The sequence below is a fragment of the Rodentibacter trehalosifermentans genome, from assembly GCF_002000545.1.
Lineage (GTDB): Bacteria > Pseudomonadota > Gammaproteobacteria > Enterobacterales > Pasteurellaceae > Rodentibacter > Rodentibacter trehalosifermentans.
This window is the reverse complement of the sequence record NZ_MLHL01000040.1, coordinates 21,948-48,779: the sequence shown is the minus strand read 5'-3', so window position 1 is coordinate 48,779 and position 26,832 is coordinate 21,948. Positions and strand designations below refer to the sequence as shown.

Sequence of the window (26,832 nt, the reverse complement as noted above, 5' to 3'; positions counted from 1 at the left end):
GGTTGGAGTAAAACCTATCTACAATATTTGGCGGGGACAGGCGATGAATAAAATCTACCTTGCCTTTTACAAAGGATGTGCGCAAAACCGCTTTAAACAGCTACAGGATGGGATTATCCGCTTTCTTACTAAAGGGCAATATTCCCATTGTGAAATCGCCATTGAACGTTTGGAACAGTGGGGGCAGTACGATTATCGCCCCACTTATGATTGCTACACTTCAAGCCCCCGCGATGGCGGTGTGCGTTGCAAGCAGATTGATGTGGGCGATAGTACCAAATGGGATTTAATCCTCCTTGATAACGTCACCGAAGAACAAATTAAAGCCTATTTCCACCGCACTTGCGGCAAGGCTTATGACTGGTGGGGAGCGATTGGGATTGTGTTGGGAATCAAACAAAAACACTCTAAATATTTTTGTAGTGAGTGGTGTTTTAATGCCATTAAAAATAGCGATAAAGGATGGAGGTTTAGCCCGAATCAGTTGGCGGTGATGTATCAAGTGGATCGGTGAGATTAGGAAAAGTGCGGTAGTTTTGCCGTGCTTTTTTCATTATTTAAGGGGGAAGAGTGAATTGGTAGTTTGACGAGAGTGTTGGACTGTAGGTTATATGGCTGTGTCAATTTTGTGACAGTAATAAATGATAACTGACTGTAATAGGCTGTTTTAGACTTTACACAAAAATTGAACAAGAGATGTAAGGCTTTGATTTAAATATTGTTTTTTTATTGCTTGCGATAATCACTATCGAACTTGAGCTTTAACTATTTGATTTTATTGACAGTCAATTTCTTAATAGCCAAATCTTGTTCCCATTCCTGTTACCATTTTCAAAAGTCATCTAAAAAAATGTTGTTTTTTGTACTGTAAAATTGCCCTTAAAGCCCCTTTAAAATTTGCTTAAAAAATTGGGTTTGGGTGGTTTTGTTTTTTTGGTGTGTTTTGGTGGTGGTAGTTTTACCGGTAATTTTTTCGGTGCTTTTGAGTTTGCATTAAAAAAACGCGTGTTTTTACGTTTTTTGTGGTGGGCGTATCTTTTTACGGCTTTTTAGTTTTCGTTCGTCTATGGCGTTGTTTTGGGGCTAATTTGGGAAAATATGGCAATGTTTCGGGCGGTGATGTTGTGGTTTGCGGTGGTGGAATAATTGCGGGTAAAAATTTGGGCTTTGTGCCGGCAAATTTGCCAGCCGTTTTTTATTAGTGGTTATTGCCTTGGTTTTATTGTTCCCAAAATGCGAAAAAACAACGGCGGAATTATCAAGCGGAAAATTTAGGCTATCCACCAGCAAAACGCCCCAATTTTTAACCGCACTTTTTGGGGCGGTTTTTTGTCGGTCAAATGAAAAAAACGGGAATTTTTGCCGGAAAGTGCGGGCGGATTTTCTGAATTTTTTTGTATATATAAGCAAAAAGGGCTAGGACACATAGGACAACAAGGACACGGCGAAAATTATTGTTTATTTTCAAAAGGTTAGATTTTGAAAAGTGTCCTATTTTGCCAGAAAAAAATAGGCCATTTGTCCTAAAAAGTAAGGACACAATGCTTAAAAAGACAAAAAACGCCTAAAATTTAGGCGTTTTCCTATTTTTCTATTCCTCTTCTTCGTCCTGTTCGGCGGGTAAAATGATGAAATAGGCGCGCTGTCTTTTCGGGTCGTATTTTTTGGGAATACGGTTTAAATATTTGTACTGCGCTTCTTTTCCTCGTTGTAATATGCCCGCATTGAGTAATATCTCGCAAGCCTGTGTTTTGGGGTGTCCGTTGGTTGCCTCGGTGAAAGCGTGCGGGTACAAATAAAAATGCTCGTCTGTTTTCTCATTGGCTAATATCCGAAAGCCCGCCACCTCTTGAATTGTGCGGTAAGGGTTATCGGGTATTTCAATAAATCGGCTTTCTGAATATTTCAAAATCCAGCCGGTGAATTGTTCGATAACTTGTTCGCTTTCCTTACTTTTCACGCCATACACGGAAAGCCAATCATTGAACGCGCAAATTAACGCCTCGCTATTTTCCCTTTCTTGCCAGCCGGTAAAAAGTTGTGCCAGTTGTAGCGCGCTTTCCATAATAGCGAACCTATCCGCCACGCGGTACACTTGCGGATCCGCTTCTTGCGGTACTCTTTCCGCCCATTTCGCTTTTAAAGTGCGGTAGGTTTTGCGGGCGTTTTCTTGGTGTTCGTTAAGATAGCCAATCCATTCCCGCCCAATCGCGCCATAGTGTAGGCGGGTTGCTTCGTTTAGTCCGTCTGCGTGGGCTTTAGCGTTGCCGTGTTGGTGGAATAAATGCGCCTTTCTGATAGGGATATTCAAAAGGCGGATTAATTGCCCCGCTTTCACATTTATCCCGCCCGCTTGTAAAAAGGTTTCTACGTCCTTTTCGCCGGTGGAAAAAGCCACCGTGCGCCAGCGCATTAAGTCACGGTTTCCACCATCTCTTGCCCCTTGGATTTTGCCCACGCCGTTAAATAGCGCGTAAGCGGTGGTGTTTACCTCTTTAATGCTTGAGCCTTGCCCTATTTCATCCAACGTTAAAAAGCCGTCGTTATGGGCTAGTGCTTCGTTTAAAATGCCGTAGGCGGTTGAATACCACGTTAAACGCGTGTGTTCCGGGTGTCCGTAGATACTGCTGGCTATGTTGGCGGTGGTGGTTTTGCCGGTGCTTGAACCACCAAAAAGGTGCACGCCAAAAGAATCCGCCTCAAGAATGCCAATTAATGGCGCGGAGAGTGCCACCGCGACCGCGGTCATCATTGATGAATTTCCCTTGATATTGTCGGCGATATTTTCCCGCCAGCTTTCCACCGTGCCGGCTTGTTGATAGCCCCGTCCACCAGCGGAACGCCCCACAAATAAAACGGGGGTTTCGGTTTTGCCTAGGGTTTCCCCATTGGGTAATAAATATGCTCCGCCTTGCCAGCCTGTGCGGTTGGTGAGTGTCCAATTCGGGCGCACGCCCCGCATTAAGTGGTCGGCTAAAATGGTGCGTGCTTTTGTTTCACTGGTGACTTTAAGCCCTTTTTGGCGTAACTGTCGCCAGCCCTCCCGCTCGCCCATATTTGCACTTGTAATCGCTTCAATAACCGGCGCACTTTTGTGTTGCGGGGTAAATTGTAAAATTAAATAGCTGTCCGTTTCCGTTGCGCCTTCGCCTATCACTTGCACGGGGTCGGAAAGCCATTTTAATGTTTCTCCGGTGCGCTCGCCCGTTTGTTTGTCTATTTTTGGGATAACGTAAAATAGCCCCTTTTCGCCCTGTTCTGTGCGCTCTTCAATGTAAGGCGTAGTTTTGTTCGCGTTGTCGCGGTTTTGCTCGTCTATGGCGTGTTTAGCGATAATTTCCGCGTTGGTTTCCCCTTTGCGTATGCGTTGAATGTAATTTGATAAATCCTCTTTCAAATTGCCCAGGCTGTCACATAGTCTTACAGTTTCCGCCTGTGTACTTTCGGCGATATTGTGACAAATTGCCGTGATTTGCGCTTCGGTAAGTTCGCCACATTGAAAAATACGAATATAGGCTTGTTCTTTGTGCGCAATTCGCAAGCCGTTCAGTTCTTTTAACTGGCTTTCGCCTAAAATAACGGGTTTTTCATTGGTGGGCGTTTTTAAGGCTTGCGCCAGCAAATGCCATTCTATTCCTTGCCCTTTTCCCCACGATTGCCAGGCGTGCGAACCGGCAAGAATAAATAACTCAACGTAAGGATCTTTGTTATCCCTCAAGTTTGGGGCTTTTTTTCGGTAGTTACTCATTTTCTTCCCCTTGCGGTACGCTTAAGCGGTCAAGTGAGATAGAAGTAAAATCCCTCCCATATTGCGCCAGCGTTAAATCATTAGCGAGGCTGTTTAGGGTTAGTCCTATGCCTATCACGGTTGGTGCATTAATTTTTGATAAATGGCAATCTTCATGAATGCCATAGTTATAAATTAAGTTGGCATACATTGAAATAGCTTCTGCCGTGCTTTCTTCTTGCTCTTTGAATGTTGTGTAAAGCGTGTTTAATTGCTCGCGGTCGTGGATGAATTGGGTTAAATGTTCGCTCAAGGCTTTATGTAGAATATTACGCATAAACCACCTCCGTACGGTTGGAAGTGAATGCAATAGATACAGTTTGGGCGGTGTTTCCGCTTAGGGTTTGAAAGGTTGTCATTTTGAATTGTCTCGTTTGTTTAGTAAGTAAAGAATTATCGCCCTTGAGTGGGTGCGATAAGGGTTCAACTGCTACAAACGAATAGCCCCCCTTATTCGTGCATAAAGCCTTATTTCGGGGTGTCGCCCTTACCGCAAATTCGATATTTTTAGGGCGTAGTAAGCCCTTGAAAGGAATTTGAGATAAAAAAATACCGCATAGATAAGGGTTGCGGTTGCCCTCGTTTGTAGTAGTGCCGCAGATACTACCCATCATCACCGAACTTTGCAAGCTGTGATTTTGTTCAGGGGAAAAAGTGCGGTCATTTTTAAGATTGATTTTGCCGGCAAGGATTAACACGAACTCTCGGGCTAATATGGCTCGGGCTTGTTGTTCGCTGTCGGCATTAATGCGGATTTTTTGGATATGATTGGTTAAATCGGTGCGACGTATAGCCGCAAAAATGAATTGGTACATTTGCGTAACTCCGTTGATGATAGATTTAAGAGTTACCGCTCGGAAGTTTCCAGGCTTTGGGCGGTAACGTGTAACGGGCTGGAAAACTGCGATCAACGGAACACAGCAAAGGGCGGAACCTTTCCCATTACACGCTACCATAGATAGACACTCTTGAAGTTCAAGACTTTCTCGGCGTTCTTTAGGTGTGTGTAAACTACGCATAAAAAAACACGCTTGAGGCGTGCTATGCGCCGTTGATTTATCGTTCGAGTTTCCAGGCTCGGCGGTCGTTTTTTGCGACTGCGTGGGAATAATGCCAAAATTGACCGCAGTTTGCAAATTATTTTGTAAACTATTTCGCACAAGCGTACAAAAAGACGGCGCAAGGCGTAAAAATGCGCTATAATGCGCGCGTTTGTTTGAGTGTTTGGTTTGTAACTTTTTCATAAAATCAACTCTATAAAAATGCCCCATTTTTGGGGCCTTTTTGTTTTCAAAATATAGCGTTTTAAGCACGTGTGCGTTTGGCTAGTGCGGATAAATGCCCTTTTCTTTCGTGATAACTTAAATCAAGATTAATTAGCGCGGTGTTGGTTGCTTGCAAGGTTTTTAAGGTGTTAAGTTGCGCCACATTAAACGACTGGCGCACATTGCCCATAAATCCCCGCGCGCTCTTCCATTGCCGCACATTCACGCCCAAAATTAGGCTATCAAGCATTTCATTTTCACGGCTGTAATAAAACGGCTTGGGCGTTTTGCCGGCGCGGGCTAATTGCGCTTTGATGGCGTCCGTCATTTCGCGGTTACGGTCGATACTTTCCAACCGTGCGCGGGTTTGTGCCAGAGTGTTCTTATAAATCTTTGGCGCAATCCGTTTAAGCTGTTTTTCTGCCTCGATGAAATGCTGGCGAATTGCCCGTCCTATTTCGTTTTTCTCCATTAAGCAAAGATGCTTAGCGGTGTCTAGGGTGATGATGTAATCAATGAGCTTTTGAGGCCGTGCCATTGGTGAAGATTGTTCATTATTTGCGCTCGCCAATTTGGGTGAGCTCAAATTTTTTACAATCTCAAAATCTTGATGTTCAATAAATCCCGCTTGTTTAATTCGTGCCTTAATCCAGTTTGAATAGTCACGCCCTACTTGTAAAAGTCTATGCACTTCGCGGGCGTTGATATAGTGTTCTCCCTCTTCCGCTTGTCCAGGTTGGAGTAGGTTTAAAATTTCGTTTTTCATTCTTCCCCCCAATTTTCGCGCTGTTTTCGCTCATACAAGGCGAACGTGTCGGCAATTCCCCACGCTTTAACGGCAAACTCCACCAGCCCCGCACTTGCCAAAAGGCGCATAGTTACACGCTTATCGCTTTCTATGCGGCGTTTTAATATGGCTTTAAGGTTCTTTTGCGTGATAGGGTTATTCAGTAAATCACTTGCTCGCGCTCGTAGGGTGTTTGCCGGTAATGTATCGGCGCAATCCACCACCGCACGAAAAGCCCGCGTTGCAAATCCCCCATTTCTGATAAATTCTTGTAGAAATTCTTTCCGGTAACTTTCGTATTGCATAAATTCCCCCGCTATCTCGCCATTTTTAAACAGGCTTTAAGGCTACTTTCAGGGTAAAGCGTTGTGCGCCCCATTTTGATTTTTGTCAATTTCCCCGCCTTTGCCATTCGGTCTAATTTACTGCGGGAAATGCCCAAAATATTTTTAATTTCCCGCACGGTGTAATGTTTTTCTATTCCGTCAAATTCTGATGTAACTAAGTCGCTCATTTCGCCTCCTTGGTGTGAATTGTTATTTAATACGCTACAACAAGGCGCAATATAACGCAATGCACCAATTTTTATTTAAGTGATTGATTTTATGCAAAATAAACCACTATTTTTATGCAAAATATTTTTCAACTCGCACGCAAAAAATAATAGTCCCTTATGAATATTTATGCGTTTTTAAAATTAAATATTCAATTTAAAGAAAAATGCGTAAATGTTTTTAAGTTTCGTTTAAAAATTTTAAAAACGCCTGTTTTGTTTAAATTTCGGCGAACGTCGGGGAAAATAAAGGCAAAAAAGAAGAATTTTTTGCATAAAAAATGAATTTTTATATCTTTAAGCGGTATTTCTCATTTTTTTGATTTTACTAAATCAAATTTACAGTGATTTACAGTATTTTAGTTGAAAGAAAAGGGACTATAAAAAACCTTTCGATTGATTAAAGCTTAACCAGTTAAACATAGCAACACGCCCCCGCTTGTGTGAAATCGCTTCAAAATGATGATTATTCCTAGCCTTTGCCCACCCTTAACCTTGCCCCAACTTCCCGTTAGACTGGCAAAAATTCGGCAAAAAAGGGGAAAAGTAAAGGTGTTAAAACTGGAAGATGTGCGGTGTTATTTACCGGAAATTATGCAAGAAATAGCAGAGATTATCGGTATGGAAAATCTAGAATTATTTCTAAAAAATTTTGGTGGGGTTTGCTTTCGTTTTTCAAATGGTAAAGTTTATTTTCCTGAATTAGAAAATGCGCTAGGGGCGGAATTAGCGGAAAAATTGCAACGCCATTTTAGCGGTGAGGATATTTATATTCCCCTTTGCCATATTGCCTTAAAAGTTTTGCGCAATTATCAAATTAAAGCGGAGTTTGACTATTACACGCAAGAAGAAGGACTAAGCGGAAGAAAAACAGTGCGGCTACTTTCCCCAAAATATCAGTTATCCGATAGAACAATTTGGCAAATTATGCGGGATTTACGCTAAAAAATGGCGATATTTGAAAGACGGTTTAGGGGTACTACTCATTTTTACAGTAGCGCAAGATAAATCAAGAAAGGGCGCAAGCCCTTTTTTGTTGTCTGTTCATCATTGCCTGCTTATCATTTTCATGACGGGGGAAAATGGTGTTTTGGGGTTGTTTTTTGTTCTTTATTTGGTAAGAAATGGGCGGTAAATAGGAAAAAAATAGGACATTTACCCCAAAAAATAGGACATTTTGATAAAAAAATAGGACACTTTTATGATTCAGTGTTTAAGTAATATTTAATAACTTATTGAAATAATTATATTTTTATTCTTTATCTTAAAAAAGTGTCCTTGTTGTCCTTAGTGTCCTATTAGTTTTTTGTTATATAGGAAAAATTTTCACAAGATACAAAAAAGGGCGGTCAAAATTGACTGCCCTTTTTCGCCCCATTGCCCGGCTAACTGTTTACTATTTTTAAATGGTTTTGCGGTAAACTGCCCGCACTGCATTGTTCTACAAAATCCGCCCATTGTTGCATAATCACTTTTCTTTGCGCTAAGTAGGAGGCGTGATTGTAGGCTTTAGCCACTGCGCTACCTATCCTATGGGATAAGCACGCTTCACCAATTTCAAAATTAACGCCATTTTCGGCTAACCACGTACGCGCAAGCCCTCGGAATCCGTGCGCGGTTTGTCGCCCACCGTAGCCAAAGCGTTTTATCGCCATATTCACGCTTGAAGGGTTCATTGGTGCGCTATTATCCCCGCGCTTCAAAAACACATAATCAAAACGCCCATTAATGGCGTGCAAGCGTTTTAATAAAACAACGGCTTGGATTGAAAGCGGGACGGCGTGCGGTTCCCGCGCTTTCATTCTTTCCGCCGGTATAATCCAAATCTTATTTTTAAAATCAATTTCCGCCCATTTAGCCCCGCTTGCTTCGCTTGCCCGGGTCATTGTTAAAAGTTGAAATTGAACAAGCCAGCGCGTTTGCGTTTCTATGTTAGCATTTGCCAAATCTTTCATAAATTGCGGTAATTCATCAATTTCAATATGCGGATTATTCCGCTTTTTCGGCTTCTTCAGTGCTTGCCCTATCTTCGCGCAAGGGTTGAAAGGAATAAGCCCGCCATTCACGGCAAAATTTAGAATTTCATTAATATAGCCCGCCAAACGGTTTGCCATATCAATATTATTGCGCTGTTCTACGCGTTGCAAAGGAGAAAGCGCAAGCGTGGGGACAATATCCGCCACCGGATAACGCCCAATAAAAGGAAAAATATGTAAATTCAGACTTCCCCAATATTTGGCTAGTGTCTTTTCGGTTATTTCCCCGCGTTTTTTATCCCGCCACTTTTCCGCCACCGCCTGAAAGGTGTTAGCCTCGGCAAGTTCTTGTTCCCGTTTTACTTTCTCTTTGTGGGTTTGCGGATCTATTCCTTGAGCAATTAAGGCGCGGTATTCTTCCCGCCATTGTCGCGCTTGTGCTATGGATATTTCGGGATAACTTCCGATAGTGATATTTTTGCGCTTCTTAGTTGTGGGGTGGTAATAGTTAAAAAGCCATGTTTTGGCGGTAGTGGGCTTAACGCGTAACATAAGCCCTTGCCCGTCCATTAGGTTGTATTCTTTCTCCCTTGGCTTGGCTTTTTCTACTTCGGTATTTGTCAAAGGCTTAGTAATGATTGCCATAAAATCGCCCTTTTGGTAACAAGATTTTGCGTTAGTCTATCATCTTGTTCCCTTATTTGTTACTAAAATTCTCGGTCATTATGCGCTATTATGCGTTAAATAGCGCGATTAAGTGCGCTAAATTGCTGAATTTTAAGCATAAAAAAAGCAAGGTGATTTACCTTGCTTTATTAATTTGGTGGAGATAATCGGGATCGAACCGACGACCTCTTGAATGCCATTCAAGCGCTCTCCCAACTGAGCTATATCCCCGAAAGATGGCGGTATCTTAAATTTTACCGCCGCAGCTGTCAATATGAAATTATCATGAAAAAATCAGACGATTAAATATTAAGCATTTTGAGACTTAATAAAATCAATCGCACGCTGAATACGGGCAAGTACCCGTTCACGTCCAATTCCTACTAACGTCACATCCATTGACGGAGATTGTCCTGAGCCTGTCACCGCTACACGTAACGGCATACCGACTTTTCCCATACCTACTTGAAGTTCCGCTGCTGTTTGCTCAATGGCTTCGTGGGTTGAGTGGAGATCCCAATTGGAAAGTGCGGTTAATTTTTCTTTTACTTTTTCAAGTGCTTCCAACGCATTGCCTTTAAAATGTTTTTTTACTGCCGCTTCATCAAAGGTTTCAAATTCCTCAAAAAAATAGCGGCTTGAGGTTGCCATTTCTTTTAAGGTTTTACAACGTTCAGCAAGCATTGTCACAATTTCACTTAATGCGGGGCCGTTTGAGGTATCAATCCCCTGATCTTGATAATGCCATTGCAAGTGTTTTGCCACATATTCCGGCGGTAATTCACGGATATAATGATGGTTTAACCATAAAAGTTTATCGGTATTAAATGCACTGGCAGATTTGCTGACGTGATCCAATTCAAAGTACTTGATCATTTCTTCACGGCTGAAAATCTCTTGGTCGCCGTGTCCCCAACCTAAACGCACGAGATAATTGACTAAGGCTTCCGGTAAATACCCTTCGTCACGGTATTGCATAACACTCACTGCGCCGTGGCGTTTGGAGAGTTTTTGCCCATCATCGCCATTGATCATAGAAACGTGGGCATACACCGGAATTGGTGCGCCAAGCGCTTTTAAGATATTAATTTGACGGGGGGTATTATTAATATGGTCTTCCCCACGAACAACATGGGTAATACCCATATCCCAGTCATCTACCACCACACAGAAGTTATAGGTTGGCGAGCCATCTGTTCTGCGAATAATTAAATCATCTAATTCACTATTGCTGATTTCGATACGGCCACGCACCGCATCATCAAAGACTACCGAGCCTTCCGTTGGGTTTTTAAAACGCACTACATGAGGTTCATTGGGTGAATGGCTATGATCATTTAAACAATGTCGATCATAACGTGGTTTTTCTTTATTTTGTTCTTGTTTATGGCGTAATTCTTCCAAGCGTTCTTTCGTGCAGTAACAACGATAAGCCAAACCCTGCTCAAGCATTTCATCAATCACTTGGTTATAACGATCAAAACGTTTGGTTTGATAATAAGGGCCATGTTCCCAAGCCAAATTAAGCCATTCCATTCCCTCTAAAATCGCAGCCGTTGCTTCCGGTGTTGAACGTTCCAAATCCGTATCTTCAATGCGTAGCACAAATTCGCCCTGATTGTGTTTGGCAAATAACCAAGAATAGAGCGCTGTGCGAGCCCCTCCCACATGCAAATAGCCCGTTGGACTCGGCGCAAATCTTGTACGCACTTTGATATTTGGATCAAAAGGAAAAAGCGTTTCAATTTTCATTTTACTGTCACCTACAAATTTGAGATAAAACTTTGCTATTTTAGCGATGCTTCAAGCCGAATAATAGTAAAAACTGAAAATTAAGATGAAAAATTTAACGAATAAGCATAAAACGATAAAATTTGTTTGACGAAAGGTTTCACCATTCTATAATTTACCTCTAATCTAGAGTGGATAAAGATTGTACATTTTAATTAAGGTTTTAGAAAAGGTCATTGTGCTATCTACTCAAGATTTCTCATTAGTTATCCAATTAATTTAAATATTTTAAGCGAATCTATGATTCATAATTATATTCAATTAATATCTATTAACCTTATTGTTAATTTTTTTCTTCTATCTTTTTTATTATTCTATATTTGATGGTGAATAATTTTATTCCAATGGAAATTAGTGGAAATAGTAAATACGCTTCCTCATTTAAACGCCTCTATTTTTTTTGGGGGATTACGTTTTGATCTAAAAATTATTGCTGTTATTCTCTCACCTTTTTTCTATTAGGCTTAATAACGGTTTTTATCAACACTCATTTATTGTTATATAGTTTGTTATCATACATTGCTTTAATGTCTTTATTATTATCCGGTATTTTAATTGGAAATTTCTATTATAAAACCTATAATAACCATTATGATCTTTTCATTTTTGGATTGGTAGAGGATGATACAGAAGCGATTGTTAAAAATAGTTATGATGATTACCCTATTATTTCTTTATTTGTTATTATTTCTAGGTGTTAATTTTGAATAATGGCTATATTTTTGAATGGAATCCTTCTGTCAATTATATAACTTTAATTATTATTTCATTGCTACTATTTTTATTTTCCCGTGGTACTTTGCGTTCAGAACCTTTGGGAAGAAATCATGCACAGGTTAGTGATAATACAATTATTAATAAAATGGTGCCGAATGGAATAATTGCTATGCAATGGGCTTTTTCCGATAAGAAACAACAAATTAGCTTCGAGTATGTAGAAAAAGAGGATGGTGTTAAACTAATAAAATCTGTTTTTAATTCAGAAATGCTAATAAAAAAGACAGATAAAAATGATTATTTAGAAAATAATAAACCTCATGTTGTATTTGCATTAATGGAAAGTTTTGGCTTTAATTTTCTAGAATATGACAACATTAATAATAATGATCTCTTAGGTAAGTTACGCCCTTATTTTCATCAAGGATTTGTATTTAAGCGGTTTCTTGCGGAATATGTCGGCACTGCATCAACGGTATCTAACTTATTCTTTAATAGTCCGATATGAAAATATATCACAATCTATCGCGCAAAAAATATCATTACCTTTCAGCACTTATTTAACCTATAAAAAACAGGGGTACCGGACTATTTTTATTACATCCGGTAATATGATGTGGCGAAATTTTGGAAATTATTTTCTTAGACAGGGCGTTGATGAGGTCTATGATCAAAATAGTATTATTGATGCGTTTCCCGAAGCGAAGGAAACCCTATCCTATTGGGGGATTGCGGATGAATATGCCTTTAAGTTAGCAGAGAAATTATTAATTGAAAGTGATTCCCCGCTTTTTATTAGTATATTATCAATGACAAATTATCCGCCTTACCAAATTCCTCAAACCTATATACCTAAAAATTTGACGCCTTCACTATTAAAGGAAAAATACGGTAATAATGATAAAGAACGCTACAATACTTTGGCTACATATCAATATACCTGTAATGCTCTAGGTGAATTTTTTGATAATCTCACTAAGGGATCTTTACAAGATCGTATTATTCTTGCTGCAACAGGCGATCATCATGTCCGTTCACTAAGGGAAGATATGCCAAAAGAAATCTTTTCATCAAATTCTGTTCCTTTTCTAATCTATTTACCTGAAAGCTTAAAAAAACATCTGCCAATTTGTTTTGAGGAAAATCGAATCGGATCTCATAAAGATATTATGCCGACACTTTTTTCTGCGAGTTTATCCGAAGCGGAATATTGGACTGTCGGTGGAAGAAATATGTTGGCTTTACAAGATGAACCGCAATATGCTTTTGCGGTTACACCTTGGGCATGGGCGGATAATTCGGGTGTGATTGATTTGGCAGGAGAAAATGATATCAAGTATTTGTGGAAAGATGAACGATATGTATCAATGGAAAATATCGTATATGCTACAGCCGAAGAAAAGCAAAAAATTAAAGATTATCAAAAATTATTACATTGGCAGATTAATTATCTTGTTCAATCCGGAAAAAATACTTGATTTTACTTTCGTTTAAGCAATTTTTAATTTGGTTGTTAAATACCCATAATCTTATTGAAAAATTAAGTATCAAGATTAAAAAAACATCAGTTAAATCAAGTTTTGAAAAAAAAGTTTGACGAAAATTCGAAAATCTCTATAATGCCCTCCCACAACAGAGGGCGATTAGCTCAGTTGGGAGAGCACCTCCCTTACAAGGAGGGGGTCACTGGTTCGAGACCGGTATCGCCCACCACTTATTTTTAGGTACTCTGTTGTCACCCCAAAATTCTAAGCGATTCTAAGTGGGCGATTAGCTCAGTTGGGAGAGCACCTCCCTTACAAGGAGGGGGTCACTGGTTCGAGACCGGTATCGCCCACCACTTAGTCACTTAGAATTATCCGATAGCCTTAAGGCTTTTCATCGGGCGATTAGCTCAGTTGGGAGAGCACCTCCCTTACAAGGAGGGGGTCACTGGTTCGAGACCGGTATCGCCCACCACTTTATCTTTCAGTTCTATAAAAATATTTTCTTCTTTAGGATCTAATCTGGCAAATTTCTAAAAAACTTTAAAGAATCAATTGTGCTTTGCTTAGCCGTTTATTGCGGTGCTCTTCTTTACTTATGACAATAAAAAACCGCACATAAAAGTGCGGTTTTTTTTAAGCTGTTTTATTACGCTAATTTTTTGATTTGTGCAGCTAATTTCGATTTGTGATTTGCTGCTTTGTTAGCGTGGATTAAGCCTTTTGAAGCCATACGGTCAACCACTTTTTGCATTTCAACGAATGCGGCTTCAGCTGCTGCTTTCTCACCTGCTGCTACTTGAGCATAAACTTTTTTGATATAAGTACGCATCATAGAGCGTTGGCTTGCGTTGTGTTGGCGGCGTTTTTCAGATTGTACCGCACGTTTTTTTGCTGACTTGATATTAGCCAAGGTCAAACTCCTAAATTTCTGTTAATTAGTGTGACAAAATAAAGGGCGTCAATATGACGATATTTTATACGTTTGTCAATGGAAAATTTGTGTTGATTTCGGTGAGACACAACCGAAAGTAAGCATCGTTATTTTACAACCGCTTTCAATAGGGGCTCACACAAACGATGTGCGGCGAATTTTATCAGTTTTTTTACTTGGAATATAGCGTAAAAACAAAATTTCTATACAATTAAGCAAAAATTTTAGCCAAGAGAAGCACATTTTGAGTAAACGACTTTTAAAATCAGGTGTTATTGTCAGTGGTATGACCTTACTATCGCGCGTGTTAGGTTTGGTGCGTGATGTCGTTATCGCCCATCTGATTGGCGCAGGCGCCGCCGCAGATATCTTTTTATTTGCCAACCGTATTCCTAATTTTCTCCGTCGTTTATTTGCCGAAGGGGCGTTTTCCCAAGCTTTTGTTCCCGTATTGGCAGAATACCGTAAAAATGGTGATTTAAATAAAACCCGTGAATTTATTGGCAAAGTCTCCGGCACATTAGGTGGATTAGTGAGTATCGTCACCTTGTTAGCAATGGTGGGATCACCGGTTGTTGCCGCATTATTTGGGGTAGGCTGGTTTACCGACTGGCTAAACAATGGCCCTGATGCCCATAAATTTGAACAAGCCTCTTTGCTGTTAAAAATTACCTTCCCCTATTTATGGTTTGTCACCTTTGTTGCCCTTTCCGGTGCGGTGTTGAATACGCTGGGCAAATTTGGTGTGATGTCTTTTTCACCGGTATTGTTGAATATTGCGATGATTGCCACCGCACTTTTCTTAGCCCCCCAAATGGACAACCCGGATCTCGCCCTTGCTATTGGGATTTTTCTTGGCGGTTTATTACAATTTTTATTCCAAATTCCTTTTATGAAAAAAGCCGGACTTTTGGTGAAACCCCAATGGGCATGGCACGATGAAGGGGTGGCAAAAATTCGTAAACTGATGATTCCGGCACTCTTTGGTGTATCGGTTAGCCAGATCAATTTATTGCTGGATACCGTTATTGCCAGTTTTTTAATGACCGGCTCTATTAGTTGGCTTTATTATTCCGACCGTCTGTTAGAGTTCCCTCTAGGGTTATTTGGCATCGCCATTTCCACGGTGATTTTACCCACGCTTGCCCGCCATCACGTCAATCGAGAAGAGGATGTTGAACAAAGTGCGCTCAATTTTCGCCACACCATGGATTGGGGAGTACGGATGATTTTACTACTTGGCGTACCGGCGGCGATAGGCATTGCCGTACTGGCACAGCCCATGCTACTCACCCTTTTTATGCGGGGAAATTTTACCTTTAGCGATGTGCACGCTGCCGCCTATTCCTTATGGGCTTTTAATGCCGGCCTGTTAAGTTTTATGCTGATTAAAATTCTCGCAAACGGCTATTACGCACGGCAAGATACCAAAACCCCTGTCAAAATCGGCATTATCGCGATGGTAAGCAATATGGGCTTTAATGTGCTCGCTATACCCTTTAGCTATGTGGGATTGGCCATGGCTTCTGCCATGTCCGCAACCTTGAATGCCTATCTGCTTTATCGTGGCTTGGCAAAATCCGATGTGTACCGTTTTTCACGCCAAAGTGCGGTCTTTTTTGTAAAAGTTTTATTGGCTGCCTGTGTAATGGGGGCTGCGGTGTGGCATTACACACCTGCGATTAATGAATGGGCTATAATGAGTTTTATAAAACGGGTTCATTGGCTGGCTTGGTTAATCACATTTGCGGCGATCGTTTATGGCGGTATGTTGGTTTTGTTAGGGATTCGCCCCCACCATTTGCTGACAAAAAACTAACTAACCGCTATAATGCCGAAATTCTAAAATTTTCGTGGGTAAGGTGATGCAATTAATTCGTGGGCTACATCATGCAAGTCGGGTTTTACAAGGTTGTGCGCTCACAATCGGTAACTTTGACGGTGTACATTTAGGACATCAAGCTGTGTTGCGCCACCTTCGCCAAAAAGCCGACGAATTACATTTACCCGTGGCGGTATTGTTATTCGAACCCCAACCCCGAGAATATTTTATGGGGGCAAATGCGCCGGCCCGTTTAATGCGTTTGCGTGATAAGCTTTATTACTTACAACAAGCCAAGGTGGATATCGTCATTGTGGCGAAATTTGACCGCACTTTAGCAGCGCAATCGGCACAACAATTTATTGAACAAACCTTAGTCAATCAGCTCCACGTTAAATTTTTAAGCATTGGCGATGATTTTCAATTTGGTGCTAACCGCCAAGGCAATTTTGCTATGCTCAAACAATCGGGTGAGCGTTTTGGTTTCACTGTGGAAGACAACCACAGCTTTTGTTTGGATGAACAACGCATTAGCAGTACTACCATTCGGGAAGCCTTAGCAAAAGATGAGTTAGCCCTGGCAGAAAGTTGGTTAGGTAAACCTTATCGTATTTTCGGGCGGGTAATTCATGGCAATAAATTAGGCCGAACATTGGGATTTCCTACCGCCAATATCCGTTTACATCGCCAAGTTAACCCCATTAAAGGGGTCTATGCGGTCAAAGTGCGGTTAAAATCAGGCCAAATTTTTAACGGCGTTGCCAACATGGGAAAACGCCCAACCATTAACGGCGTTATGCAATTGTTGGAAGTACATTTATTTGATTTTGCCAAAACCATTTATGGCGAACTGGTTGAAGTGGAATTTTGCCATAAGATCAGAGAAGAAATGAAATTCCCTTCGTTTGATGATTTAAAAGCACAAATTAAACGAGATGCTGAAACGGCAAAAGCGTTTTTTAGGAGAAAACCATGCCGGTAATTTTACGTTTTAAAGGCTATGTTTTTTTCTTTTATTCAAACGAAGGCAACCCTTTAGAACCGCCACATATTCACGTTCGTCATGCAGAATCAGAGGCGAAGTTTTGGTTGGAGCCGGAAATTTCTCTAGGAAGAAACGATGGATTCAACGCAAAAGAATTGAGAGAAATTTTTATTATTATCGAAAACAATAAAACACAATTTACGGAGGCATGGTATGGCTATTTCAGCTAAAACAATTCGCTTTGATGAAAACACAATGTGGGTTGAATTGGATGATGCGCGTATTTTAGGTGTACCTTTAGCATGGTTCCCCAAATTATTACATGCAAGTAAAAGTGAGTTAGAAAGTTATGAATTAAGCCGTCGAGGAATCCATTGGGATTGTTTAGATGAAGATATTTCGGTGGATGGATTGCTTGCCGGACGTGGTGATGTCACACATCACCCTTTAAAAGTTGCTTAAATTTACTCTAAAAATTGGAAGATAAAATGACAGTCGATTACAAAAACACCCTTAACTTACCGGAAACCGGTTTTCCAATGCGTGGTGATTTAGCCAAACGCGAGCCTGTAATGTTAAAAAACTGGTATGAGAAAAATCTTTACCAAAAAATTCGTGAAGCCTCAAAAGGCAAAAAATCCTTTATTTTGCACGATGGCCCTCCTTATGCAAACGGGAGTATTCATATCGGTCATGCGGTAAATAAAATCTTAAAAGATATAATTATTAAATCCAAAACCGCATTGGGTTTTGACTCACCTTATATTCCGGGCTGGGACTGTCACGGTTTACCGATTGAGCTGAAAGTAGAAGGCTTAGTGGGCAAACCGAACGAAAAAATTTCAGCTGCAGAATTTCGCCAAAAATGTCGTGAATATGCGGCAGAACAAGTGGAAGGACAAAAGAAAGATTTTATCCGTTTAGGGGTGTTAGGTGATTGGGATAATCCGTATCTCACTATGAATTTTGATACAGAAGCCAATATTATCCGAACCCTAGGCAAAGTGATTGAAAACGGTCATCTTTATAAGGGTTCAAAACCGGTACATTGGTGTTTGGACTGTGCCTCTTCCTTAGCGGAAGCCGAAGTGGAATATGAAGACAAAGTGTCACCTTCTATTTATGTGCGTTTTCCGGCAGAAAGTGCGGACGAAATTGAAGCCAAATTTAATGCCAAAGGTAAAGGAAATGGTCCACTTTCTGCCGTGATCTGGACAACAACTCCTTGGACCCTGCCTTCTAACCGTGCCATTGCAGTAAACGCTGAGTTGGAATATCAACTGGTGCAATTAGGCGATGAGCGTGTCATTTTGGCAGCAGATCTTGTGGAATCTGTAGCAAAAGCAGCCGGCATTGAGAAGGTCGAAATTTTAGGTTCGGTGAAAGGTCAGGCCCTTGAATTAGTTCAATTCCGTCACCCTTTTAATGATTACTGCGTACCGGTGATTTTAGGCGATCATGTCACCACCGATGGCGGTACGGGTTTGGTTCATACGGCACCGGATCACGGTTTAGATGACTTTATTGTCGGTCAAAAATATAATTTGCCGATGGCTTGTCTTGTGGCAAATGATGGTAAATTTATTTCCACTACACCATTTTTTGCCGGCAAAGGTGTCTTTGAGGCAAATCCCCTTGTCGTAGAAAAATTGCAAGAAACCGGTAACTTATTAAAAGTAGAAAAAATCACCCACAGCTATCCGCATTGTTGGCGTCATAAAACCCCGATTATTTTCCGTGCGACACCACAATGGTTTATCGGTATGGAAGTGAAAGGACTACGCCCGCAAGCCTTAGGTGAAATTAAATCGGTGCGTTGGATTCCAAGTTGGGGACAAGCACGCATTGAAAAAATGGTGGAAAATAGACCTGATTGGTGTATTTCCCGTCAACGTACTTGGGGCGTGCCGATGACGATGTTCGTCCATAAAGAAACGGAAGAATTACACCCTCGTACCTTGGAATTACTTGAGGAAGTGGCAAAACGTGTGGAAAAAGCCGGTATTCAAGCTTGGTGGGATTTAGACGAAAAAGAATTACTCGGTGCCGATGCAGAGCATTATCGCAAAGTGCCGGATACCTTAGATGTGTGGTTTGATTCCGGCTCGACCTATTCTTCTGTAGTGGCTAATCGCCCGGAATTTGCAGGACACAGTGCGGATATGTATTTGGAAGGTTCAGACCAACACCGTGGTTGGTTTATGTCCTCTTTAATGCTTTCCACTGCAACGGATAATAAAGCGCCTTATAAACAAGTGCTCACTCATGGGTTTACGGTGGACGGTCAAGGACGAAAAATGTCAAAATCCATCGGTAATATAGTCACCCCACAAGAAGTGATGGATAAATTCGGTGGCGATATTTTACGCTTATGGGTCGCATCAACGGATTACACCGGTGAAATAACCGTATCCGATGAAATTTTAAAACGTGCTGCCGACAGTTATCGCCGCATCCGCAACACCGCCCGCTTCTTGTTAGCGAATCTTAACGGATTTGACCCAAAACGTGATTTAGTCAAACCGGAAGAGATGATTAGCTTAGATCGTTGGGCTGTAGCTTGTGCCTTAGAAGCACAAAAAGAAATTATTGAAGCCTATGATAACTATCAATTTCATACGGTGGTACAACGCTTAATGCGTTTCTGTTCGGTGGAAATGGGCTCATTTTATTTAGATATTATCAAAGATCGTCAATACACCACCAAAGCAGATAGTCTTGCCCGTCGTAGCTGTCAAACTGCCTTGTGGCACATTTCTGAAGCCTTAGTGCGTTGGATGGCACCGATTTTATCTTTCACCGCGGATGAAATTTGGCAATATTTACCAAAAACCGAAAATGAGCGTGCGGAATTTGTCTTCACTGAAGAATTTTACACCGGCTTATTCGGATTAGGTGAAAACGAAAAATTAGACGATACCTATTGGCAAAAACTCATCACTGTGCGTTCTGAAGTGAACCGAGTGCTAGAAATCGCCCGTAATGAGAAAGTCATTGGTGGCGGATTAGAAGCGGAAGTGACCCTTTATGCCAATGACGAATACCGTGCCTTACTCGATCAACTCGGGGATGAATTGCGTTTTGTGTTAATCACCTCAAAAGCCATAGTCAAACCACTTGCGGAAAAACCGGCTGAGGTCGCAGAAGGAGAACTTGAGGGCATTGCGGTAAGCGTGGTGCGTTCAAGCGGTGAAAAATGTCCACGTTGCTGGCATTATTCCGACAAAATCGGCATCAACCCTCAACATCCGGCATTATGCCCACGTTGTGTGGAAAATGTAGTAGGAAGTGGTGAAATTCGCCATTTCGCATAATGTGATTTGTCATCTTCAAAGTGCGGTTGATTTTGACCGCACTTTTCATTTATTTAGGAATTTTTATGGCTAAAACAAAATCCGGACTTTCCTTTCTTTGGCTCAGCGTGCTGGCTTTCGCCCTTGATCTATTCACCAAATATCTTGTGGTTCAAAAATTTGCCCTCTACGAGAGCGTGAATATTTTGCCGATATTTAATCTCACTTATGTGCGTAATTACGGTGCGGCATTCAGCTTTTTAGCGGATCACGATGGCTGGCAAAAATACTTTTTTATTGTATTAGCTATCGGTATTTCTTTGATGTTGATGTATTTTTTAAAGAAAAATACCGCTGATCAAAAGCTCCAAAATAGTGCCTATGCCCTCATCATTGGTGGCGCATTAGCCAATATGGTGGATCGCACCTATCACGGTTTTGTGGTGGATTTTTTAGATTTTTACTGGGATATTTATCATTACCCTGTATTTAATATCGCCGATGTGGCAATTTGTATTGGGGCGGGTTTACTAATGATCGATGCCTTTAAAACCGAAAAGAAAAAAATTCAAGATAAACAAGCATAAAAGAGCGGTCAAAAATGAAGATAATTTTAGCCAATCCACGGGGATTTTGTGCCGGTGTTGACCGTGCCATCAGCATTGTAGAACTTGCCCTCGAAATTCACGGTGCGCCGATTTATGTGCGTCATGAAGTGGTGCATAATCGTTTTGTCGTCAATGGCTTGCGTGAACGTGGTGCGATTTTTGTAGAAGAATTGAGCGAAGTGCCGGACGGTGCTATTGTGATTTTCTCTGCACACGGTGTCTCTCAAGCGGTACGTCAGGAAGCCAAAGATCGTCAATTAAAAGTGTTCGATGCCACCTGTCCGTTGGTGACCAAAGTGCATATGCAAGTGGCAAGAGCAAGTCGTAAAGGGACAAAAGCCATTCTTATCGGGCATAAGGGCCACCCGGAAGTGGAAGGCACAATGGGTCAATATAGCAATGAAGAGGGCGGGATTTATCTCATTGAAAGTGTGGAAGACATTGCCCGTTTGCCGGTAAAAGAAAGTGATGAACTAACCTTTATGACACAAACCACCCTTTCTTTGGACGACACCGCGGAAACCATTTCAGCATTAAAAGAAAAATATCCCTCAATCCAAGGCCCACACAAAAATGATATTTGCTATGCCACCACAAACCGTCAAGAAGCCGTGCGTGAATTGGCAAAATTGTCGGATCTGGTTTTAGTGGTGGGGTCAAAAAACTCTTCTAATTCTAACCGTTTAGCGGAATTGGCCTCCCGTATGGGGGTGCTCTCACAACTCCTTGATGACCCGGCGGATATTCAACCCCACTGGTTTGATCAAGTCAAAACTATTGGCATTACCGCAGGGGCCTCTGCACCGGAAGAGTTAGTCCAATCCATTATTGCCCGTTTAAAAGAATTAGGGGCAACGGAATTGGAAGAGCTACAAGGGCTTGAAGAAAATATGTTCTTTGAAGTACCGAAAGAATTGCGGATTAAGGAAGTTAATTAAAGAAAAACGGTATTCTAAATTATGTGTAAAAAGCCGTTTGCAGAAAGTGTCGGATAGCAATAATGGCGGATATAAATAAGACCAATTCTATCCGGCAAAATAATATCTAAACTATTAACGGCGGTAAAATTTCTTTGTTTTTGAGGGTAAAATTTCAATTAATAAGCATTTATTTTATATTGGGAACGGTTTCCTATAAGACTTCAGTAACCTTATATTGCTTATTATTAACTCAACTGCGGTTATTTTTGATAACGAATTAACCCTTCTTGCTGCGTGGTGGCAATCAGTTTTCCCTCTTGTGAAAAAATTTGTCCCCGTGCCAGCCCACGTCCGGCAAAAGCATTATTACTTTCGATAGCATGGAGATGCCATTGATTCAAATCAAATGGGCGGTGAAACCAAATGCTATGGTCAATGGTGGCGACTTTCATTCCTTGCTGCAAAAAGCCTTTTTCATGGGGGTGAAGTGCGGTCAAAATACAGTGAAAATCAGAAAAATAGGCAAGTAAACATTGCTGAATACCCAAATCAAGCGGCGCCTTTCCCTGTGTTTTAAACCAGGCATATTGTTCAGCGGGTAACCTTATGCCACTAAAGGGATTATTAAGATATTTTGTTCGTATCTCAAAAGGGCGCTCTACCACAAATTTTTCTTTTAAAGGCGAAGGCAAATGAAGTGCCATTTTTTGTATCATGGCATTTTCATCAATGAAATTCTCAGGCAGCCCAACATCGGGCATCCCACTTTGGTGATCAAAGCCCGTTTCATCGGTTTGGAAGGAGACGGTGATATGGCAAATCGGCTCGTTATGCTGAATTGCTTTCACACGCAATGCGGAGAAATTTCTGCCTTCACGCAAGGTTTCCACATCGTAAATAATTGGATATTGGCTGTCTCCCGGGGCAAGAAAATAAGCGTGACAGGAATGTAAAAGGCGATCTTGAGGGGCCACTTGCATTGCAGCTGAAAGGGCCTGCGCCACCACTTGCCCACCAAAAACCTGACGAAGCCCCAAATCCTGACTTTCCCCACGAAAGAGTAAATCATCAATTTTTTCGAATTTTAAGAGGTTGAGTAAATGTTCAAGACTGCTTTGCATAATGACGTCCTTTACAAAAAATGGCGCATTGAAAGTGAGCCATTTTAGCATAAGAATAATTTTTTCAATTAAAGATGTTTCACCCGGCGTTTCACTTCTTCTTGTTTCCCAGCGTTAAATGGTCGGGCATCGGGGCTGCCTAGGTAGCCACACACACGTCGGGTAACAGAGACTTTACTACTGTCGTGATTGCCGCATTTCGGGCAGACAAAGCCTTTGCTTGTGCAGTGAAATTCGCCGGTAAAGCCACAGTCGTAACATTCATCAATCGGTGTATTGGTGCCGTAATAAGGCACACGGTCATAGCTGTAATCCCATACATCTTCCAACGCTTTTAAATTGTGTTGGATATTCGGATATTCGCCGTAGCAAATAAACCCACCACTGGCTAAAGGCGGATAGGGCATTTCAAAATCCAATTTATCGTAAGGATTGACTTTCTTTTCTACATCTAGGTGATAGCTGTTGGTGTAGTAGCCTTTGTCGGTCACCCCTTCAATCATGCCAAACTGTTTGGTATCTAAACGGCAGAAGCGGTCGCATAAGTTTTCACTTGGGGTGGAATAAAGGCTGAATGCATAGCCGGTTTCTTGTTGCCATTGTTTCACGGCATTGTTTAAGTGACGAACAATCTCAATGCCTTTTTCACGCAGTTGTTCATCGTCAAAAATATGACCTTTTTTATAAAGGGCATTGACGGTTTCGTGAATACCAATATAGCCGAGTGAAATAGAAGCCCGCCCATTTTTGAAAATTTGTGCCACATTATCGTCGGCATTTAAACGTACCCCACAGGCGCCTTCCATATAAAGAATTGGCGCAACACGGGCCTTGGTGTTTTCAAGGCGGGCAATTCTTGTCATTAAGGCTTTTTTGGCAATAGCGAGACGTGCATCTAAAGTGCGGTAGAATTCTGCCTCGTTTTTGGATTCTAAGGCGATACGCGGTAAATTGAGGCTGACTACGCCTAAATTGTTACGCCCATCGTGAATTTCCTCGCCTTGTTCCTCATACGCCCCCAAGAAACTGCGGCAACCCATCGGTGCTTTGAAAGAGCCGGTGACTTTCACTACTTGATCGTAATTCAAAATATCCGGATACATTCGTTTAGCGGCGCATTCAAGGGCTAACTGTTTAATATCATAATTCGGATCGCCCTTGGCTTGATTCAATCCTTTTTTAATAGTGAAGACGAGTTTAGGGAAAACTGGCGTTTTATGGTTTTTGCCCAAACCACGGATACGGTTTTTCAAAATCGCTTGTTGGATTAAACGGGCTTGCCAACTTGTCCCTAAACCAAACCCAAAGGTGACAAAAGGCGTTTGCCCGTTTGAGGTATGCAAGGTGTTCACTTCATATTCGAGGGATTGAAAGGCATCAAAGCATTCTTTTTCAATCAACGCTTTTGCATAACCTTCTCCATTCGGAATTTGCCATTCTTGTGCATTTTTTAAATGTTTTTCATAACTGAGTTGTACATAAGGTGCCAGCACCTCATCGATACGATTAATCGTCGTACCGCCGTAAATATGGCTGGCAACTTGGGCGATGATCTGTGCGGTTACAGCGGTTGCCGTACCAATGGATTTTGGCGGTTCAATTTCCGCATTGCCCATTTTAAACCCTTGAGAGAGCATGCCTTTTAAATCCACTAACATACAGTTGAACATAGGGAAAAAAGGCGCATAGTCTAAATCGTGATAATGAATTTCCCCTTTTTCATGGGCTTCAACCACATCACGTGGCAGGATGTGGTGTTTGGCATAATGTTTTGCCACAATGCCGGCGAGTAAATCCCGTTGGGTTGGGATGACTTTCGCATCTTTATTGGCATTTTCATTTAACAATTCCACATTGCTTTGTTCAATTAACCCCTCAATCTCTTTTGTCAGTTTACTGCGTTTTTCACGGGCTAAATCACGATCATGGCGATATTCAATGTAGGCTCGTGCAATTTGAGGATAGCGACTTGCCATTAATTTGTCTTCGACAATTTTTTGGATTTGATTAATGTCGATTTCTTGTTGGTGGTGGGTAAAAATCGCATTGCTGATATCATGGCCAATTTGATGGCAATAAAATTCATCGTGAATATTCACCGCACTTGCCGCTTTTTTGATAGCTTGGATAATACGTTGAATTTCAAAATCCACGCGTGAACCATCACGTTTAATGACACTAAAGCCGTTCATTGTATGCTCCAAAATATAGTATTTCTAAAATTTCCGCATACTATATATAGATAAAAAGATATAATCAACACACAATATGTAGTGTTTTTGTTCAATTTTATAGATGGAAAATGGAGTAGAGCCTTGACTTCAAAGGGGAGAATAAAAATCTTATGTATGAGAATTAATCTCAAATAAATATTATTTTCGTGATCTTGATCAAGATTTTATTGATAAGGGGTGAAACAAAAAACGGCCGAAAAATCGACCGCACTTTTATATGATATTTTAAGCATTATGATGCGACCATCACCATTGCCGGGCGAATAACACGACCATTTAACGTATAACCTTTTTGTAAAACGGTGGTGATTTGATTGGCTTCAAAGCCTTCAGCCGGTTGCATTGAAATGGCTTGATGTAAATCTGGGTTGAATATTTCACCCACTGCACCGACTGCTTCCACACCATAGCGACCCACAGTAGAAATCAGCTCTTTTAACGTCAGTTCTACCCCATCAAATAACGCTTTTATACTTTCATCTTCCGTATTGGCAGGACTAGCCAGCGCACGTTCTAAATTATCAATGGTATTTAACAGGTCTTTTGAGAATTTTTCTAAAGCGAATTTATGGGCTTTTTCCACATCTTGTTCGGTACGGCGGCGGATATTATCAATTTCGGCACGGGTACGAAGTAACAAATCCTGTTCTTTTTTCGCGGTTTCTTCAACCTGAGCCTTGAGTTGTTCTTCTAATTCTTGAACACGGGCAATCGCCTCTTCTAAAGGATCTTCGGTTTCAACTGCTTCAACCGCTTCCTGTTGAATTTCTTCAACTTTTTCTTCATCTACATTCGGCTTTTGTGCTTGTTCAGACATTTTGTTCTCCATTCATTCAAAAATTGGTAGTATTTTAGCAAAATTAAAGTGCCATGTAATATAATGACGAAAATTTTGAATTCAAGTGCGGTCAATATTCGCCTAAATTGAGTACAAATGAACGATTTACACAATTCTTTTAAAATTATCGGCTTAGCAGGAAAACCGCGTAATGATGTGAACCTGCAAATGCACAAAAATGTTTACCACTGGCTAACTGAGCGTGGCTATCAGGTGTTGGTGGAAAAAGAGGTGGCAGAAAAACTGTCGCTCCCTGAACAAGCCTTGGCAACGTTAGAACAAATCGGGCAAGCGGCACAGCTTGTGATTGTTATTGGGGGAGACGGCAATATGCTTGGCCGTGCCCGTATTTTGGCAAAATATAATATTCCGCTTATTGGAATTAACCGGGGAAATTTGGGATTTTTAACCGATATCGACCCTAAAAATGCCTATGCTCAATTAGAAGCCTGCTTGGAGCGGGGCGAATTTTTTGTCGAAGAACGTTTCCTTTTAGAAGCGCAAATTGAGCGAAATGGTGAAATTATTGCTAAAGGAAATGCAATTAATGAGGCGGTGATCCACCCTGCAAAAATTGCCCATATGATTGATTTTCATGTCTATATTAATGATAAACTGGCTTTTTCCCAGCGTTCTGACGGATTAATTGTCTCCACCCCGACAGGTTCGACGGCTTATTCACTGTCAGCCGGTGGGCCGATTTTAACGTCGAATCTCAATGCTATTGCACTGGTGCCAATGTTCCCTCACACCCTCTCATCACGCCCACTGGTGATTGATGGCGACAGTAAAATTTCTATCCGTTTTGCAGAACATAACACCTCACAGTTAGAAGTGGGATGTGATAGCCAGATTGCCTTGGGCTTTTCACCGGATGATATTGTTCATATTGCGAAAAGTGAACACAAATTACGTCTGCTCCACCTAAAAAATTATAATTATTACAATGTATTAAGTACAAAATTAGGCTGGTTAAAAAATTTCTAAGTCACATCGTAAAAAAACCTTTACTGTATATTAAATCAGTATTAATATGATAAATATACAGTAA

24 protein-coding genes and 4 tRNA genes are annotated in these 26,832 nt (G+C 41.1%); 15 read left to right on the top strand and 13 right to left on the bottom strand.

Going from position 1 to position 26,832, the window contains the following annotated elements; genetic code table 11:
• Nucleotides 1–43 precede the first annotated feature (43 nt).
• Entirely contained in the window at nucleotides 44–514 is a 471-nt protein-coding gene (locus BKK52_RS07685; protein ID WP_077478437.1) for an enoyl-CoA hydratase, read from the top strand.
• A 1,077-nt stretch (nucleotides 515–1,591) separates the two neighbouring features.
• Here the strand turns inward: BKK52_RS07685 and BKK52_RS07675 are convergent.
• The 6 genes from BKK52_RS07675 to BKK52_RS07650 all read right to left on the bottom strand — a co-directional run bounded on the left by BKK52_RS07675 (nucleotide 1,592) and on the right by BKK52_RS07650 (nucleotide 6,353).
• On the bottom strand, nucleotides 1,592–3,748 hold the full coding sequence (locus tag BKK52_RS07675) for a DUF927 domain-containing protein (protein WP_077478435.1): 2,157 nt from the start codon (nucleotides 3,746–3,748) through the stop codon (nucleotides 1,592–1,594).
• Nucleotides 3,741–4,064 carry a hypothetical protein gene (locus tag BKK52_RS07670; RefSeq protein WP_077478434.1) on the bottom strand — a complete coding sequence of 108 codons (324 nt, stop codon included), beginning with the start codon at nucleotides 4,062–4,064 and terminating at the stop codon, nucleotides 3,741–3,743. Before BKK52_RS07670 ends, BKK52_RS07675 begins: the two co-directional genes overlap by 8 nt.
• Nucleotides 4,057–5,031: a host cell division inhibitor Icd-like protein gene (locus BKK52_RS07665; protein ID WP_143531395.1), complete on the bottom strand. Its 975-nt coding sequence runs from the start codon at nucleotides 5,029–5,031 to the stop codon at nucleotides 4,057–4,059. Before BKK52_RS07665 ends, BKK52_RS07670 begins: the two co-directional genes overlap by 8 nt.
• 61 nt (nucleotides 5,032–5,092) lie before the next feature.
• Entirely contained in the window at nucleotides 5,093–5,818 is a 726-nt protein-coding gene (locus BKK52_RS07660; RefSeq protein WP_077478433.1) for an antA/AntB antirepressor family protein, read from the bottom strand.
• A complete protein-coding gene (locus BKK52_RS07655; RefSeq protein WP_077478432.1) occupies nucleotides 5,815–6,144 on the bottom strand; it encodes a hypothetical protein in 330 nt (109 codons plus the stop codon). The genes BKK52_RS07660 and BKK52_RS07655 overlap by 4 nt, the downstream gene beginning before the upstream one ends.
• Before the next feature lie 11 nt (nucleotides 6,145–6,155).
• Complete coding sequence (locus BKK52_RS07650; RefSeq protein ID WP_077478431.1) at nucleotides 6,156–6,353, bottom strand: helix-turn-helix domain-containing protein; 198 nt, start codon at nucleotides 6,351–6,353, stop codon at nucleotides 6,156–6,158.
• A gap of 591 nt (nucleotides 6,354–6,944) precedes the next feature.
• Between BKK52_RS07650 and BKK52_RS07645 the strand changes: the two genes are divergently transcribed.
• The gene (locus tag BKK52_RS07645; RefSeq protein WP_244160226.1) at nucleotides 6,945–7,337 is read left to right on the top strand and encodes a Mor transcription activator family protein; all 393 of its coding nucleotides are present in this window, start codon (nucleotides 6,945–6,947) and stop codon (nucleotides 7,335–7,337) included.
• Between the two features lie 440 nt (nucleotides 7,338–7,777).
• Here the strand turns inward: BKK52_RS07645 and BKK52_RS07640 are convergent, their stop codons facing one another.
• The 3 genes from BKK52_RS07640 to gltX all read right to left on the bottom strand — a co-directional run bounded on the left by BKK52_RS07640 (nucleotide 7,778) and on the right by gltX (nucleotide 10,786).
• On the bottom strand, nucleotides 7,778–9,013 hold the full coding sequence (locus BKK52_RS07640; RefSeq protein ID WP_077478430.1) for a tyrosine-type recombinase/integrase: 1,236 nt from the start codon (nucleotides 9,011–9,013) through the stop codon (nucleotides 7,778–7,780).
• A 176-nt stretch (nucleotides 9,014–9,189) separates the two neighbouring features.
• Nucleotides 9,190–9,265, bottom strand: a tRNA-Ala gene (locus BKK52_RS07635).
• Nucleotides 9,266–9,343: 78 nt separating this feature from the next.
• Nucleotides 9,344–10,786 carry a glutamate--tRNA ligase gene (gene gltX / locus BKK52_RS07630; protein ID WP_077478429.1) on the bottom strand — a complete coding sequence of 481 codons (1,443 nt, stop codon included), beginning with the start codon at nucleotides 10,784–10,786 and terminating at the stop codon, nucleotides 9,344–9,346.
• Nucleotides 10,787–11,528: 742 nt separating this feature from the next.
• On the opposite strand from gltX, the gene BKK52_RS13860 reads away from it, so the two are divergent.
• The 5 genes from BKK52_RS13860 to BKK52_RS07610 all read left to right on the top strand — a co-directional run bounded on the left by BKK52_RS13860 (nucleotide 11,529) and on the right by BKK52_RS07610 (nucleotide 13,501).
• Nucleotides 11,529–12,050 carry a hypothetical protein gene (locus BKK52_RS13860; protein WP_244160225.1) on the top strand — a complete coding sequence of 174 codons (522 nt, stop codon included), beginning with the start codon at nucleotides 11,529–11,531 and terminating at the stop codon, nucleotides 12,048–12,050.
• Nucleotides 11,998–13,020 (top strand): LTA synthase family protein, encoded by a 1,023-nt coding sequence (locus tag BKK52_RS13855; RefSeq protein ID WP_077421701.1) that lies wholly within the window; start codon nucleotides 11,998–12,000, stop codon nucleotides 13,018–13,020. The genes BKK52_RS13860 and BKK52_RS13855 overlap by 53 nt, the downstream gene beginning before the upstream one ends.
• 159 nt (nucleotides 13,021–13,179) lie before the next feature.
• Nucleotides 13,180–13,255, top strand: a tRNA-Val gene (locus tag BKK52_RS07620).
• 51 nt (nucleotides 13,256–13,306) lie between these two features.
• A tRNA-Val gene (locus tag BKK52_RS07615) sits at nucleotides 13,307–13,382 on the top strand.
• Between the two features lie 43 nt (nucleotides 13,383–13,425).
• Nucleotides 13,426–13,501, top strand: a tRNA-Val gene (locus tag BKK52_RS07610).
• A 174-nt stretch (nucleotides 13,502–13,675) separates the two neighbouring features.
• Here the strand turns inward: BKK52_RS07610 and rpsT are convergent.
• Nucleotides 13,676–13,939, bottom strand: coding sequence for a 30S ribosomal protein S20 (gene rpsT, locus BKK52_RS07605; protein ID WP_005548279.1), 264 nt, complete (start codon nucleotides 13,937–13,939; stop codon nucleotides 13,676–13,678).
• A gap of 265 nt (nucleotides 13,940–14,204) precedes the next feature.
• On the opposite strand from rpsT, the gene murJ reads away from it, so the two are divergent.
• From murJ to ispH, 7 genes are all read left to right on the top strand, one after another.
• A complete protein-coding gene (murJ, locus tag BKK52_RS07595) occupies nucleotides 14,205–15,779 on the top strand; it encodes a murein biosynthesis integral membrane protein MurJ (RefSeq protein ID WP_077478428.1) in 1,575 nt (524 codons plus the stop codon).
• A 46-nt stretch (nucleotides 15,780–15,825) separates the two neighbouring features.
• Nucleotides 15,826–16,764 (top strand): bifunctional riboflavin kinase/FAD synthetase, encoded by a 939-nt coding sequence (gene ribF / locus BKK52_RS07590; protein ID WP_077478427.1) that lies wholly within the window; start codon nucleotides 15,826–15,828, stop codon nucleotides 16,762–16,764.
• On the top strand, nucleotides 16,755–16,997 hold the full coding sequence (locus BKK52_RS07585) for a DUF4160 domain-containing protein (RefSeq protein WP_077421704.1): 243 nt from the start codon (nucleotides 16,755–16,757) through the stop codon (nucleotides 16,995–16,997). Before ribF ends, BKK52_RS07585 begins: the two co-directional genes overlap by 10 nt.
• Nucleotides 16,981–17,229 (top strand): DUF2442 domain-containing protein, encoded by a 249-nt coding sequence (locus BKK52_RS07580; RefSeq protein WP_077421705.1) that lies wholly within the window; start codon nucleotides 16,981–16,983, stop codon nucleotides 17,227–17,229. Before BKK52_RS07585 ends, BKK52_RS07580 begins: the two co-directional genes overlap by 17 nt.
• Nucleotides 17,230–17,255: 26 nt before the next feature.
• The gene (gene ileS / locus BKK52_RS07575) at nucleotides 17,256–20,081 is read left to right on the top strand and encodes an isoleucine--tRNA ligase (RefSeq protein WP_077478426.1); all 2,826 of its coding nucleotides are present in this window, start codon (nucleotides 17,256–17,258) and stop codon (nucleotides 20,079–20,081) included.
• 65 nt (nucleotides 20,082–20,146) lie between these two features.
• On the top strand, nucleotides 20,147–20,647 hold the full coding sequence (lspA, locus tag BKK52_RS07570) for a signal peptidase II (protein WP_077478425.1): 501 nt from the start codon (nucleotides 20,147–20,149) through the stop codon (nucleotides 20,645–20,647).
• A gap of 14 nt (nucleotides 20,648–20,661) precedes the next feature.
• A complete protein-coding gene (ispH, locus tag BKK52_RS07565) occupies nucleotides 20,662–21,606 on the top strand; it encodes a 4-hydroxy-3-methylbut-2-enyl diphosphate reductase (protein ID WP_077478424.1) in 945 nt (314 codons plus the stop codon).
• A 242-nt stretch (nucleotides 21,607–21,848) separates the two neighbouring features.
• Here the strand turns inward: ispH and tesB are convergent, their stop codons facing one another.
• The 3 genes from tesB to grpE all read right to left on the bottom strand — a co-directional run bounded on the left by tesB (nucleotide 21,849) and on the right by grpE (nucleotide 25,760).
• Complete coding sequence (gene tesB / locus BKK52_RS07560; protein WP_077421466.1) at nucleotides 21,849–22,709, bottom strand: acyl-CoA thioesterase II; 861 nt, start codon at nucleotides 22,707–22,709, stop codon at nucleotides 21,849–21,851.
• 68 nt (nucleotides 22,710–22,777) lie between these two features.
• Entirely contained in the window at nucleotides 22,778–24,901 is a 2,124-nt protein-coding gene (nrdD, locus tag BKK52_RS07555; protein WP_077421465.1) for an anaerobic ribonucleoside-triphosphate reductase, read from the bottom strand.
• 274 nt (nucleotides 24,902–25,175) lie between these two features.
• Complete coding sequence (gene grpE, locus BKK52_RS07550) at nucleotides 25,176–25,760, bottom strand: nucleotide exchange factor GrpE (protein WP_077473554.1); 585 nt, start codon at nucleotides 25,758–25,760, stop codon at nucleotides 25,176–25,178.
• Between the two features lie 117 nt (nucleotides 25,761–25,877).
• Here grpE and BKK52_RS07545 point away from each other — a divergent pair, with 117 nt between their 5' ends.
• Nucleotides 25,878–26,768: an NAD(+) kinase gene (locus BKK52_RS07545; protein ID WP_077473553.1), complete on the top strand. Its 891-nt coding sequence runs from the start codon at nucleotides 25,878–25,880 to the stop codon at nucleotides 26,766–26,768.
• The last annotated feature ends 64 nt before the right edge of the window (nucleotides 26,769–26,832 follow it).